The 13,230-nt window shown below is 66.0% G+C and carries 10 protein-coding genes; 3 read left to right on the plus strand and 7 right to left on the minus strand.

What is annotated here, in order from left to right; translation table 11 throughout:
* Positions 1-48: 48 nt before the first annotated feature.
* The 3 genes from trhO to AC0ZJQ_RS12130 form a co-directional block, all read right to left on the minus strand.
* Positions 49-984: an oxygen-dependent tRNA uridine(34) hydroxylase TrhO gene (gene trhO, locus AC0ZJQ_RS12120; RefSeq protein ID WP_476476728.1), complete on the minus strand. Its 936-nt coding sequence runs from the start codon at positions 982-984 to the stop codon at positions 49-51.
* 143 nt (positions 985-1,127) lie between these two features.
* A complete protein-coding gene (locus tag AC0ZJQ_RS12125; protein ID WP_008570287.1) occupies positions 1,128-1,424 on the minus strand; it encodes a BolA family protein in 297 nt (98 codons plus the stop codon).
* 10 nt (positions 1,425-1,434) lie between these two features.
* A complete protein-coding gene (locus AC0ZJQ_RS12130) occupies positions 1,435-1,902 on the minus strand; it encodes a DUF2059 domain-containing protein (protein ID WP_476477775.1) in 468 nt (155 codons plus the stop codon).
* Between the two features lie 185 nt (positions 1,903-2,087).
* Here AC0ZJQ_RS12130 and AC0ZJQ_RS12135 point away from each other — a divergent pair, with 185 nt between their 5' ends.
* A complete protein-coding gene (locus AC0ZJQ_RS12135; protein ID WP_476476729.1) occupies positions 2,088-3,482 on the plus strand; it encodes a class II fumarate hydratase in 1,395 nt (464 codons plus the stop codon).
* Positions 3,483-3,613: 131 nt separating this feature from the next.
* On the opposite strand, the gene AC0ZJQ_RS12140 is transcribed toward AC0ZJQ_RS12135, so the two are convergent.
* Positions 3,614-4,798, minus strand: coding sequence for a thiolase family protein (locus tag AC0ZJQ_RS12140; protein ID WP_476476730.1), 1,185 nt, complete (start codon positions 4,796-4,798; stop codon positions 3,614-3,616).
* A gap of 109 nt (positions 4,799-4,907) precedes the next feature.
* Entirely contained in the window at positions 4,908-6,401 is a 1,494-nt protein-coding gene (gene pap, locus AC0ZJQ_RS12145; protein ID WP_476476731.1) for a polyphosphate:AMP phosphotransferase, read from the minus strand.
* An 87-nt stretch (positions 6,402-6,488) separates the two neighbouring features.
* Between pap and AC0ZJQ_RS12150 the strand changes: the two genes are divergently transcribed.
* Positions 6,489-7,202 (plus strand): 4'-phosphopantetheinyl transferase family protein, encoded by a 714-nt coding sequence (locus AC0ZJQ_RS12150; protein ID WP_476477776.1) that lies wholly within the window; start codon positions 6,489-6,491, stop codon positions 7,200-7,202.
* A 9-nt stretch (positions 7,203-7,211) separates the two neighbouring features.
* Here the strand turns inward: AC0ZJQ_RS12150 and AC0ZJQ_RS12155 are convergent, their stop codons facing one another.
* Both AC0ZJQ_RS12155 and AC0ZJQ_RS12160 read right to left on the minus strand, forming a co-directional pair.
* The gene (locus AC0ZJQ_RS12155; protein ID WP_476476732.1) at positions 7,212-8,828 is read right to left on the minus strand and encodes an ATP-binding protein; all 1,617 of its coding nucleotides are present in this window, start codon (positions 8,826-8,828) and stop codon (positions 7,212-7,214) included.
* A 28-nt stretch (positions 8,829-8,856) separates the two neighbouring features.
* A complete protein-coding gene (locus AC0ZJQ_RS12160; RefSeq protein ID WP_008570295.1) occupies positions 8,857-9,576 on the minus strand; it encodes a winged helix-turn-helix domain-containing protein in 720 nt (239 codons plus the stop codon).
* Between the two features lie 681 nt (positions 9,577-10,257).
* On the opposite strand from AC0ZJQ_RS12160, the gene AC0ZJQ_RS12165 reads away from it, so the two are divergent.
* Entirely contained in the window at positions 10,258-13,125 is a 2,868-nt protein-coding gene (locus AC0ZJQ_RS12165; protein ID WP_476476733.1) for a ribonucleoside-diphosphate reductase subunit alpha, read from the plus strand.
* Positions 13,126-13,230 lie beyond the last annotated feature (105 nt).

Here is a 13,230-nt window from a genome sequence, read left to right on the forward strand (position 1 = left end):
TGTCGGTCGGATGGCGGCGCGCAGACTAGGCCGCCATCGCCGCGGTGGTCATGCGTCCGGTTGCCGCGGGTCGCGGCCGATGGGCGACGGCTGGTTGCGCTGACGCGCCAGTTCGATCTGCTTCTGCCGTTCGCGGGCGCTGGCGCGGGTCTTCTCGCTCAGGCTGTCCCAGCAGTGCGGGCAGCTGATACCGGCAGCGTAGTGCGGGGACTGGCGGTCTTCCACGGAGATCGGCTGACGGCAGGCGTGGCACAGGTCGAAATCGCCGGCCGACAGGTCATGCCGCACGGTCACGCGGTTGTCGAACACGAAGCAGTCGCCACGCCAGCGGCTCTCGGCTTCGGGCACCTCTTCCAGGTATTTGAGGATGCCGCCCTTGAGGTGATAGACCTCCTCGAAGCCCTCGCCGAGCATGTAGCTCGACGCCTTCTCGCAGCGGATGCCGCCGGTGCAGAACATCGCCACCTTCTTGTGCCGGGCCGGGTCGTAATGCGCCTTGATGTACTCGGGAAACTCGCGGAAGGAGGCGGTCTTGGGATCGACCGCACCCGCGAAGGTACCGATGGCGACTTCGTAGTCGTTGCGCGTGTCGATCAGCAGCACCTCGGGATCGTCGACCAGCGCGTTCCAGTCTTTCGGTTCGACGTAGGTGCCGACGCGCTGGTTGGGATCGACCCCGGGCACGCCGAGGGTGACGATTTCCTTCTTCAGCTTGACCTTGGTGCGGTAGAACGGCTGCTCGTCGCAGTACGACTCCTTGTGGTCGATATCGGCCAGCCGTGGGTCGCGGGCGAACCAGGCGAGCAGCGCATCGATCGCCGCGCGGCTGCCGGAAACGGTGCCATTGATACCCTCCTCGGCCAGCAGCAGCGTGCCGCGAATGCCGTGGGCGGTGAGCGTGTCGAGCAGCGGCTGGCGCAGCGCGACGTAGTCCGGCAGGGCGACGAATTTGTACAGCGCCGCGACGACGATCTTCGCAGTCATGCCGATTTCCTCCGGTGGTCGCCCTCGCAAAGGGCGGACGGGACAGCGAAACGAAAGCGCCGGCGTGAGCCGGCGCGGGGTGCGGATTCTAGCAAACAAGTCGCCGCTGGCGCGCTCGCAGGCGCCGAACGACCTCGGCGAGGTTACTTGTGCCCGCCGGCGCACACCGGCGAGGCCGGCACGGCGTTCTGCTGTGCCCACTCCTCGGGGGTATAGGTGTGCAGCGCTAGCGCGTGCACCTGCGGCATCAGCTCGCCCATGGCGGCGTAGGCCTTCTGATGACGCTTGACCGAATTCAGCCCGGCGAACTGCGGGCTGACGATCACCGCCTTGTAGTGGGTTTCACGACCGCGGCTGTGCATGTGGCTCTCGTCGAACACTTCGAGGTGCTGCGGTTCGAGCGCCTGCAGGGCGTTCTGGATCAGTTCGAGCTTGGACATTCTGGCTCCATCAGGGCTTCTGGGTATCGAGTTCGGCCGTCATCTCGGCCAACAGCTTGTTCACTTCCGGCACGGCGGCTTCGAGCTTCTTCTGCGTCAGCTGGGCCGAACGCGCGTTGAGCTCCGGCAGCTTGTCGAGCATCTTCTTGCCCAGCGGCGATTCGTAGAATTCGATCAGCCCGACCAGCTCCTGCTCGGTGAACTGCGAGGTGTAGAGGTTGACCAGCTCGGGTTCGAGCTTCTTCCAGCCGATGGCCTTGTCCAGCGCCGTATCGGCTTTGGCCTGATAGCGCTCGAGCAACGCCTTCTTGTTCTCCGGCGCCTGGGTTTCGGCGAAGCGCTGGGCAAACATCTGCTGCACCTGGGCATACACCGGCACGGCGAGCCGATCGGCGTTGGCCAGCTGCAGGAAGCGCTCGGCATTGCGCGCATGGCTGGCCTGATCGGCGTTAACCGCGACGCTGGCAAGGGAAAGCATGAGGGCAGTGCAGACGCTGAAAATACGCAACATGGACATTGGATTTTTCCTGAGTGGGCGATAGGTAGCCCTCAATGGACACATTCTGCGCCGGGAGTTCCAATGCCTCAAGAACCGGCCCCGCCGCACGGAACCCGTCGTGCCGCCCGGCAGCCTAACCTTCGATCACTTATCAGGAGCACGGCATGACACGCACTGAAACCGACAGTCTGGGCCCGATCGAGGTACCCGAGCAGGCCTACTGGGGGGCGCAGACGCAGCGCTCGCTGATCAACTTCGCCATTGGCGACCAGCGCATGCCGTTGGCCGTGCTGCACGCGCTGGCGCTGATCAAGAAGGCCGCCGCGCGCGTCAATAACCGCATCGGCGACCTGCCGCCTGACGTCGCCCGACTGATCGAGCAGGCTGCCGACGAAGTGCTGCACGGCCAGCATGATGACCAGTTCCCGCTGGTGGTCTGGCAGACCGGCAGCGGCACGCAGAGCAACATGAACGTCAACGAGGTGATCGCCGGGCGCGCCAACGAGTTGGCCGGCGGCACTCGCGGCGGCAAGAGCCCGGTGCACCCCAACGATCACGTCAACCGTGCGCAGAGTTCCAACGACTGCTTCCCCACGGCGATGCACATCGCCACCGCGAAGGCGATCCATGACCAGCTGCTGCCGGCCATCGCCGAGCTGTCCGGCGGACTCGCCGAGCAGGCCGCGCGCTACGGCAAGCTGGTCAAGACCGGTCGCACGCACATGATGGACGCCACGCCGATTACGTTCGGCCAGGAGCTGTCGGCCTTCGTCGCCCAGTTGGATATCGCCGAGCGCGCGATTCGCCAAACCTTGCCGGCGGTCTACGAGCTGGCCCAGGGCGGCACCGCAGTGGGTACCGGGCTGAATGCGCCGCACGGCTTCGCCGAGGCCATTGCGGCGGAACTGGCGGCGCTGTCGGGGCTACCCTTCGTCTCGGCGCCGAACAAGTTCGCCGCACTGGCGGGCCACGAACCGCTGGTGGCGCTGTCCGGCGCGCTGAAAACCCTCGCCGTGGCGTTGATGAAAATCGCCAACGACCTGCGCCTGCTCGGCTCCGGCCCGCGTGGCGGCTTCGCCGAAGTGCGGCTACCGGCCAACGAGCCTGGCAGTTCGATCATGCCCGGCAAGGTCAACCCGACCCAGTGCGAGGCGCTGTCGATGCTCGCCTGCCAGGTCATGGGCAACGACGTGACCATCGGTTTCGCCGCCAGCCAGGGCCATCTGCAACTCAACGTGTTCAAGCCAGTGATCATCCACAACCTGCTGCAATCGATCCGCCTGCTGGCCGATGGCTGCCGCAACTTCAACACGCACTGCGTGGTGGGGCTGGAGCCGGACGCGACGCGCATGGCCGAGCACCTGGAGCGCGGGCTGATGCTGGTCACCGCGCTGAACCCACACATCGGCTACGACAAGGCCGCGGAAATCGCCAAGAAGGCCTACGCCGAGAACAAGACGCTGCGCGAGGCGGCGCTGGAGCTGCGCTACCTGACCGACGAGGAGTTCGACCAGTGGGTGCGCCCGGAGAGCATGCTGGAAGCCGGCAAGCAGGGCTGAGCAGGCTTGCCTGATGCGGCCGGCGTCTCCGCCGGTGGATAACGCTGCGCGGTTATCCACCCTACGGAATCCGGTCGGCGCGTAGGGTGGATGGCCGCAGCCATCCACCGATTTGCCAGAACGCCTCTCCCTCAGCGCACCGCTTCGAACAGCCCGGAAGCGCCCATGCCGCCGCCGACGCACATGGTCACCACGCCGTAACGCAGGTTGCGTCGTTGCAGTTCGCGGATCAGGTGGCCGGCGGTACGCGAGCCGGTCATGCCGAACGGGTGGCCGATGGAAATCGAACCGCCGTTGACGTTGAACTTCTCGTTGTCGATTTCCAGCTTGTCGCGGCAATACAGGCACTGCGAGGCGAAGGCTTCGTTGAGTTCCCAGAGGTCGATATCGTCGATCTTCAGCCCATTGGCCTTGAGCAGACGCGGCACCGAATACACCGGACCGATGCCCATCTCCTCCGGCTCGCAGCCAGCGACGGTGAAACCACGGAAGAACGCACGCGGCTTGAGGCCCAGTTCGATGGCCTTCTGCAGGCTCATCACCAGGGTCATCGAGGCGCCATCGGAGAGCTGCGAGGCGTTGCCGGCGGTCACTGAACCATCGTCGGCGAATGCCGGCTTGAGTCCCGCCAGGCTCTCGTAGCTGGTATCCGGGCGGTTGCAGTCGTCGCGATCGACCACGCCGTCGTGCTCGGTCCGCTCGCCGGTGGCCTTGTCCTCGGTGAAATAGCGCACCTGCATCGGCACGATCTCGTCAACGAACAGGCCCTCGGCCTGCGCACGCGCCGTGCGCTGCTGGCTCTGCAGTGCGTAGCGGTCCTGCTGCTCACGGGTGACGTTGTAGCGACGGGCGACCAGTTCGGCGGTCTGCCCCATGCTGTGGTAGATGCCCGGCACCCGCTCCTGAATGACAGGGTTGTAGAGGTGGTCGGTGTTGCGGCTCTTGGCCGTGAGGGTGATCGACTCAACCCCGCCGGCGACGATCACGTCGCTGCAGCCGGAGGCGATCTGGTTGGCGGCGATGGCGATGGCCTGCAGGCCCGACGAGCAGTAACGGTTGAGCGTCATGCCTGGGCAGTCGATGCCCAACCCCGACAGCACCGCGACGTTGCGGCCGATGTTGTAGCCCTGCGCGCCCTCGTTGGAGCCGGCGCCGACGATGCAGTCCTCGACCAGCCGCGGATCGAGGCCGTTGCGCGCAAGCAGCGCATCGACACAATGCGCCGCCATGTCGTCGGGACGGGTCATGTTGAATTTGCCGCGGAAGGACTTGGCCAGGCCGGTCCGCACGCTGTCGACGATTACCACTTCACGCATGGCTCACCTCGGTGATCTTGTTGTTGGCGTTGAGCCGAGCATAGAGGTGGCCGCGCGGCGCTGACGATGACCATTCAGCCCGCCTATGCATGACCATCGTGCGCTGCCGTTACCGGGCGATGGCGGCCTCCAGCGCCTCGTTGAGTGTGCGCAGCACCTTGACCCGGGCGAAGCGCTTGTCGTTGGCCTCGACCAGCGTCCAGGGCGCGATCTCGGTGCTGGTACGGTCGACCATGTCGGCCACGGCGCCGGCGTAGGCGTCCCACTTCTCGCGGTTGCGCCAGTCTTCCTCGGTGATCTTGAAGCGCTTGAAGGGCGTTTCTTCGCGCTCCTTGAAGCGTTCGAGCTGGGTGTCCTGATCGATCGACAGCCAGAACTTCACCAGCACCACGCCGGCGTCCACCAGCTGTTCCTCGAAGTCGTTGATCTCGCTGTAGGCGCGCAACCACTCGTCCGGCGTGCAGAAGTCCTCGACGCGCTCGACCAGCACGCGGCCATACCAGGAGCGGTCGAAGATGGTGAACTTGCCGCGTTCCGGCACGCTGCGCCAGAAGCGCCACAGCCACGGCTGGGCGCGCTCGTCCTCGCTCGGCGCGGCGATCTGCACGGTACGGTACAGACGCGGATCGAGCGCCCCGGTGACGCGGCGGATGGCGCTACCCTTGCCGGCCGCATCGTGGCCCTCGAACAGCGCCAGCACGCCACGCTTGCGTATGCGTCGATCGCGCAGCAGCCGCGACAGGCGCGCCTGTTCCTCGGCGAGCTGCAGCTGATAGCTCTCCTTGTCGAGCTTCTGGCTGAGGTCGAGGCTGCCGAGCAGCGTCAGGCGGTCGAGGTCCAGCGCGAGCGGCGCTGAATGGGGATGCGAGATGCCATTAACGGGCTGCTCCGCCGCTGCCAGCGCGGCCTGCAAACCCTCGAGCAGCAGGCGACCGACCGCCAGGCTGCGGTAACGCTCGTCGACGCCCTCGATCACGTACCAGGGCGCGAAGTCGCGGCTGCTGCGGCGCAGCACCTGCTCGCCGTAACGCACGAACTTGTCGTAGGTCTTCGATTGCTGCCAGTCCAGCGGGCTGATGCGCCAGCTGTGCAGCGGGTCGTCCTTGAGCGAATCCAGGCGCGCCTTCATCTGCGTCTTGGACAGGTGGAACCAGAACTTGAAGATCAGCGTGCCTTCGTCGCAGAGCAGGCGCTCCAGCCGTTGCGCGCGGGCGATGGCCAGCTCCAGCTCGGCCTTGTCGAGGCGCCCGTGCACGCGGTCTTCGAGCATCTTGCTGTACCAGTCGCCGAAGAAGATGCCGGTGTGCCCCTTCGGCGGCAGGCGCCGCCAGTAACGCCAGGCTGGCGGATGCGACAGCTCTTCGTCGCTGGGCACCTCGAAGCTCTCGACGGTGATCAGCCGCGGGTCCATCCACTCGTTGAGCAGCTTGACCGTCTCGCCCTTACCGGCGCCTTCGATACCGTTGATCAGAATCAGCACCGGAAAGCGCGCCTGCTCGCGCAGCCGGTACTGCGCCTGCAGCAGCGCTTCGCGCAGCACCGGTACTTCGGCGTCGTAGGTGGCCTTGTCGACCGCGTGGCCAATCTCGGCGGATTCGAACATCGCTTTCTCCCTGTCTGGCAATGCCGTTCACCCTAGCAGGCCGGCAGCCGCGCGCGCGAGCGGCGTGCTTGAGGCACAATGCGCGGCATGAACGCGCACCCACCCCTGCCCCGCTGCTGCACTGCCCTGGATGACCGCTGGCCGCTGCCCCGCGCGTTGGCCGGCGTGCATCTGCTGAGCACGCGCTTCGATCCGGCGTTGCTCGATCCCAAAGACTTTCCGCGCTGGGACATCCCGACACCGCGAGGCGTGAGCAAGCGCCAGGCGGAATTCCTCGCCGGTCGGCTGTGCGCCCGCCAGGCGCTGCAACGACTGACCGGCGCGCCAGCGGTGCCGGCGGTCGCGGCGGATCGCTCGCCATGCTGGCCAGCCGGTGTGGTCGGCTCGATCACCCACGGTGCCGGCTGGGCCGGCGTGGTGGTCGCGCACCAGCAGACCTGGCGCGGCCTGGGGCTGGATGTCGAACATCAACTGGAGCCCGAACGGGCCGACCGGCTGGCCAGCGAGATCCTCACCGCAGACGAATTGCAGGGCTACGCCGCGCTACCCGCCGCGCAGCGCGCGCAACGGGTGACGCTGACGTTCTCGCTGAAGGAAAGCCTGTTCAAGGCGCTCTACCCGCTGGTCAAGCGGCGCTTCTATTTCCACGACGCCGAGCTGGTCGCCTGCGACGCCAGCGGCTTCGCGCGCCTGCGCCTGCTCACCGAACTGTCGGCGCAATGGCGCCACGGCGCCGAGCTGGAAGGCCAGTTCAGTGCATTCGACGACCATCTGCTGACGCTGGTGAGCATTCCCGCCTGACCGACGCGCTCAGGCCTCGCCCACCCGCGGCGGGTGGCGACTGGGCCAGCGCAGGCTGAAACAGGCGCCACCCAGTTCGCTGCGGCCGATCAGCGCGCGGCCGCCGTGCCAGTAGATGATCCGCCGCACGATGGAAAGCCCCAGCCCGTGCCCGCCGGAAGCCCGCGTACGGCTGTCGTCCAGGCGCAGGAAGGGAGTGAACACGCGCTCCCAGTCCGCCTCCGGCACGCCGGGGCCGTCGTCCTCGACGCGCAGCCAGACCTGCCCGGCGTCGAAGGCGTAGCTCACCCGCACCTGGGTTTCGGCATGGCGGGCCGCGTTGCTGATCAGGTTGCTCAGCGCCCGGCGCAGGTATTGCAGCTCGGCGTCGGCGCGGCTGCTGCCGTCCGCCGCCGGCACGCAACGGCCACGCTCGATGCGAATCGCCGGACGCAGCGGCGCCAGCTCGCCGATGACCTGATCGACCAGCGCCTCCAGGTCCACCGGCGCGAACTTCAGCGTCGGCAGTCCCTGCTCCAGGCGGGTGTACACCAGCATCTCGTCCACCAGCCGGTCGAGATCGTCGATATCGGCATCCATGCCGGCCAGATGCTTGCGCCGCGCCTCGTCGCTCTGCGCGTCGGCGCTCATTTCCAGGCCGAAGCGCAGGCGCGCCACCGGCGTGCGCAGTTCATGCGCGACCGCGCTGACCATCTCGCGCTGCACCGCCAGCAGGCGCTGCAGCTGCCTGGCCATGAGGTTGAACGCGGTTGCCAGACGCCCCACCGAGTCGCTGCCGGCATCGGGCACGTGCGCGCTCAGGTTGCCGCTGGCGATGCGCGTGGCCGCCGCCTCCAGCACGCTGAGGCGCTGCTCCAGCTGGCGCACCAGCAGGTAGACGGTCAGACCGATCAGCGACAGGCCGAGCAGGCCGATCAGCAGCAGCAGATGCGGCGGATAGGCATCCAGCGGATACAGCGGGCCGAGCTGCATGATCCACGACGTACCGGCGACGGCGGCGAACACGCGGATGGCGCCGCCGCCCTGATCCAGCGCCATCACCGTGTCGCCCTCGTCGAGGCGCCGGCGCTGATCGTCGTCGAGGTTGGCACTGTCGCGCGTTAGCAGTTGCAGCGGATAGCCGAAGCCGCGCGCTTCCTTGAGTTCGGCCAGATGCCGCGGCTGCTCGTTCTCGGGAAAGCGGATCAGCTCGTCGATCAGCAGGTAGATGGTCGCCCGTGCCAGCTGTTCGCTGACCTGCTCGACCTCGCCGGTGAGTACCAGCCCGTCGCGGGCGCTGACCAGGCTGAACACCGTGGTGCTCTGCGGGCGCAGCTGTTCGACCAGCACTTGGCCACGCAGCAGGCGGGCTTCCAGACGGTCTTCGAGATCGACGTCATCCAGCGTGCGCACCCGCAACGGAATGCCCAGCAGGCGCCCCCAGAGGTTGGCCGCCTGGCGCCGCTCAACCGGGGTCATGCTGCTCATGTTGTGCGCCATCAAACGGAAAGTGCCGCCGGCCAGACGCTCGCGGTGCGCATCGGCACGCACCTCGTTGAGCAGCTGCAGGCCGCCGGCGCCAAGCAGCGCCACCAGCACCAGCACCGCCAGCACGCCGCCATAGATGCGCAGGAAGATCGAATTCATTCAGACAGCGCTCTGCGGGCGCCGCACGTCAGGCCAGCGCCTCGGCGGCTTCGGAGACGAACAGATAGCCCTTGCCGCGCACGGTCTTGATCAGACGCGGATGCTCCGGGTCGTCACCGATCTTCGGCCGGATGCGGGAGATGCGCACGTCGATGGAGCGGTCCTGGCCGTCGTATTCGATGCCGCGCAGCTGGGCGAAGATTTCCTCGCGCGAGAGGATGCGGCCGGCGTTGGAGGTCAGCAGCCAGAGCAGGTCGAATTCGGCTCCGGTCAGCTCGATCTGCTTTTCACGCAGCCAGGCCTCGCGCAACGCGCTGTCGACCACCAGCGGGCCGAACTGCAGGCGCTTGGCGCTGCCCGCCGCTTCCGGCGTTTCGCGCCGCCGCAGCAACGCGCGGATGCGCGCCAGCAACAGGCGCGGGCGCACCGGCTTGCAGACATAGTCGTCGGCGCCGGTTTCCAGGCCCAGCACCTGGTCCAGGTCATCGGCCCGTGCGGTGAGCATGAGAATCGGCCCGTCATACTGTTCACGCGCGCGCCGGCAGATGGACATGCCGTCCTCGCCGGGCAGCATCAGGTCGAGCACCACCAGATCGGGACGCTCGCTGACGATGCGCTCGACCGCGCGCGCGCCATCGGCCTCGATGGACACCTCGAACGCGCCATCGCCCTGCAGGTATTCCTGAGTCAACTCCGCCAGCCGCCGATCATCCTCGACGATGAGGATTCGCCACGTTTCCTGCTCCATTGATGCCTCCGCCGACACTGCCAGACCGATCCGAACGCCGGCGCATTGTACCCAACCGCGTCGGGGAAAGAGCCTGCAGAACCCGCCTGTCACAAACACAACATATAGTGATGGCCGCTTTTCGCGTCGGCACGACGAGTGGCGCGGTCGACCCGTCTTTTTTCCGCCTCCGGGGCTAGCTTCGATGGCACGGGGGTTTGCCTGGCGGAGTGCTTTTTAACCCACAAAACACCCACATCTTATCCACAGCTTGTTCAGAGAAGGCCGGTTGCAAAGGCGCGCCAGCGGCATTAAGGTGTCGCCCCCTCGCAGCCAGAACCCCATATCTTGGGGTTTAACTCAACCAGAGACACAAATCGCTTGGCGACGCCACTTGTCACCTTCCTTCGGCCTGCAACTCGCCAACGGGCGCTTGAGCAGAGCCGCATGCGCCGCTGAGATGCCAGGCTCTGCGCGACAGCCTGCCATCCCCGACCGCTCGCACCGATAGTACCGACCAGATCAACAGACACTAGATATTGTGTTGACAGTGTTTTTCACGACGCTATTCTTCCCGACATTCTTGCGCCCTTGACCGACGTCATTGGCGCCAACCGAACAGCAACGCTCGACCCGAACCAACCTTGCGGGCACAAGCCCAACCAGCCCCATTACCGCGACCAAGAGAGACCCGGAGCCCCCATGCAGAACCCATCCACTCGCGAGAACCCGCTGTCAGCCGATGCACCGGATCTGGCGGCCACCGCCCCGGGCCAGCTGCGCGTGATCAAGCGCAACGGTACCGTCGTGCCCTACACCGACGACAAGATCACCGTCGCCATCACCAAGGCCTTTCTCGCCGTGGAAGGCAGCTCCGCCTCCGCTTCCTCGCGCATCCATGACACCGTCGCACGCCTGACCGAACAAGTCACAGCCACTTTCAAGCGCCGCATGCCCTCCGGCGGCACCATCCATATCGAAGAAATCCAGGACCAGGTCGAACTGGCCCTGATGCGCGCCGGCGAGCAGAAAGTCGCCCGCGACTACGTGATCTACCGCGAAGCCCGCGCCCAGGAGCGCAAGAGCGCCAGCGCCGCCGCCGGCAGCGACATCGCCCAGCCGCATCCAAGCATTCGTGTCACCCGTACCGATGGCAGCCAGCAGCCGCTGGACATGGGCCGCCTGCAAACCATCATCGCCGAAGCCTGCGAAGGCCTGGCCGAAGTCGATGGCGCACTGATCGAGCGCGAGACGCTGAAGAACCTCTACGACGGCGTGGCCGAGAAAGACGTCAACACCGCCCTGGTGATGACCGCCCGCACCCTGGTCGAGCGCGAGCCGAACTACAGCCAGGTCACCGCACGCCTGCTGATGGACACCCTGCGTGCCGAAGCCCTGGGCTTCCTCGGCGTTGCCGAAAGCGCCACCCATCACGAGATGGCCGACCTCTACGCCAAGGCCCTGCCGGCCTACATCGAGAAAGGCGTCGAGTTCGAACTGCTCGATTCCAAGCTGAAGAGCTACGACCTGGCCAAGCTGGGCGCGGCACTGAACCACGAGCGCGACCAGCAGTTCACCTACCTGGGTCTGCAGACCCTGTACGACCGCTACTTCATCCACAAGAACGACATTCGCTTCGAACTGCCGCAGATCTTCTTCATGCGCGTGGCCATGGGCCTGGCCATCGAGGAAGAGCAGAAAGAAGCCCGCGCCATCGAGTTCTACAACCTGCTGTCGTCCTTCGACTACATGGCCTCGACGCCGACCCTGTTCAACGCCGGCACCCTGCGTCCGCAGCTGTCCTCCTGCTACCTGACCACCGTGCCGGACGACCTGGGCGGCATCTACGACGCCATCCGCGATAACGCCCTGCTCTCCAAGTTCGCCGGCGGCCTGGGCAACGACTGGACCCCGGTGCGCGCGTTGGGTGCCTACATCAAGGGCACCAACGGCAAATCCCAGGGCGTCGTGCCCTTCCTGAAAGTGGTGAACGACACCGCGGTGGCGGTCAACCAGGGCGGCAAGCGCAAGGGCGCGGTCTGCGCCTACCTGGAAACCTGGCACCTGGACATCGAGGAATTCCTCGAGCTGCGCAAGAACACCGGTGACGACCGTCGCCGTACCCACGACATGAACACCGCCAACTGGATTCCGGACCTGTTCATGAAGCGCGTCTTCGACGACGGCCAGTGGACCCTGTTCTCCCCCTCCGACGTACCGGACCTGCACGACCTCACCGGCCGCGCCTTCGAGGAGCGTTACGAGTACTACGAGGAGCTGACCAAGTACGGCAAGATCAAGCTGTTCAAGACCCTGCCGGCCAAGGACCTGTGGCGCAAAATGCTCTCGATGCTGTTCGAGACCGGCCACCCGTGGCTGACCTTCAAGGACCCGTGCAACCTGCGCAGCCCGCAGCAGCACGTCGGCGTGGTGCACAGCTCGAACCTGTGCACCGAGATCACCCTGAACACCAACAAGGACGAGATCGCCGTCTGCAACCTGGGCTCGATCAACCTGGTCAACCACATCGTCGACGGCAAGCTGGATTCGGCCAAGCTGGAGCGCACCGTGCGCACCGCCGTGCGCATGCTCGATAACGTCATCGACATCAACTACTACAGCGTGCCGCAGGCGCAGAACGCCAACTTCAAGCACCGCCCGGTGGGCCTGGGCATCATGGGCTTCCAGGACGCGCTGTACCTGCAGCACATCGCCTACGGCTCCGACGCCGCCATCGACTTCGCCGACAAGTCCATGGAAGCCATCAGCTACTTCGCCATCCAGGCCTCCTGTGACCTGGCCGACGAGCGCGGCGCCTACTCCAGCTTCGACGGCTCGCTGTGGTCCAAGGGCATCCTGCCGCTGGATTCGCAGCAGATCCTCATCGAGGCCCGTGGCCAGAAGTACATCGACGTCGACCTGACCGAATCCCTCGACTGGGCACCGATCCGCGAGCGCGTGAAGAAAGGCATCCGCAACTCCAACATCATGGCCATCGCGCCGACCGCGACCATCTCCAACATCGTTGGCGTGTCGCAGTCCATCGAGCCGACGTACCAGAACCTGTACGTCAAATCGAACCTGTCCGGCGAATTCACCGTGATCAACCCGTACCTGGTCCACGACCTCAAGGCCCGCGGCCTGTGGGACCCGGTGATGGTCAACGACCTCAAGTACTACGACGGCTCCGTGCAGCAGATCGAGCGCATCCCGCAGGATCTGAAAGACCTGTACGCCACCGCCTTCGAAGTGGAAACCCGCTGGATCGTCGACGCCGCCAGCCGCCGCCAGAAGTGGATCGACCAGGCCCAGTCGCTGAACCTCTACATCGCCGGCGCCTCGGGCAAGAAGCTCGACGTGACCTACCGCATGGCCTGGTACCGCGGTCTGAAGACCACCTACTACCTCCGTGCCCTGGCCGCGACCAGCACCGAGAAGTCCACCATCAACACCGGCAAGCTGAATGCCGTGAGTTCGGTGATCGACGAGAGCCTCAGCGCTGAGCCGAAGCCGGCACCGGTGCCGCAGGCGTGTTCGATCGATAACCCCGACTGCGAAGCCTGCCAGTAACAAAAGGGAGGCGGACGCATCTGGACGGCGATCGCCGCGTTGCCTGCCGAGCCGGACCCCATCACGTACAGCTGTACGCTCAGGGGTTCCGACTCGACAGGCGCC

This window comes from Stutzerimonas sp. 21-1, from assembly GCF_056336065.1.

What these genes read in the sequence shown, in the direction of transcription:
- AC0ZJQ_RS12165 (WP_476476733.1), top strand. Translation starts at nt 10,258, where the DNA reads ATGCAGAACCCATCCACTCGCGAGAACCCGCTGTCAGCCGATGCACCG.
- AC0ZJQ_RS12135 (WP_476476729.1), top strand. Translation starts at nt 2,088, where the DNA reads ATGACACGCACTGAAACCGACAGTCTGGGCCCGATCGAGGTACCCGAG.
- pap (WP_476476731.1), bottom strand. Translation starts at nt 6,401, where the DNA reads ATGTTCGAATCCGCCGAGATTGGCCACGCGGTCGACAAGGCCACCTAC.
- AC0ZJQ_RS12155 (WP_476476732.1), bottom strand. Translation starts at nt 8,828, where the DNA reads ATGAATTCGATCTTCCTGCGCATCTATGGCGGCGTGCTGGCGGTGCTG.
- AC0ZJQ_RS12125 (WP_008570287.1), bottom strand. Translation starts at nt 1,424, where the DNA reads ATGTCCAAGCTCGAACTGATCCAGAACGCCCTGCAGGCGCTCGAACCG.
- trhO (WP_476476728.1), bottom strand. Translation starts at nt 984, where the DNA reads ATGACTGCGAAGATCGTCGTCGCGGCGCTGTACAAATTCGTCGCCCTG.
- AC0ZJQ_RS12140 (WP_476476730.1), bottom strand. Translation starts at nt 4,798, where the DNA reads ATGCGTGAAGTGGTAATCGTCGACAGCGTGCGGACCGGCCTGGCCAAG.
- AC0ZJQ_RS12160 (WP_008570295.1), bottom strand. Translation starts at nt 9,576, where the DNA reads ATGGAGCAGGAAACGTGGCGAATCCTCATCGTCGAGGATGATCGGCGG.
- AC0ZJQ_RS12130 (WP_476477775.1), bottom strand. Translation starts at nt 1,902, where the DNA reads ATGCTTTCCCTTGCCAGCGTCGCGGTTAACGCCGATCAGGCCAGCCAT.
- AC0ZJQ_RS12150 (WP_476477776.1), top strand. Translation starts at nt 6,489, where the DNA reads ATGAACGCGCACCCACCCCTGCCCCGCTGCTGCACTGCCCTGGATGAC.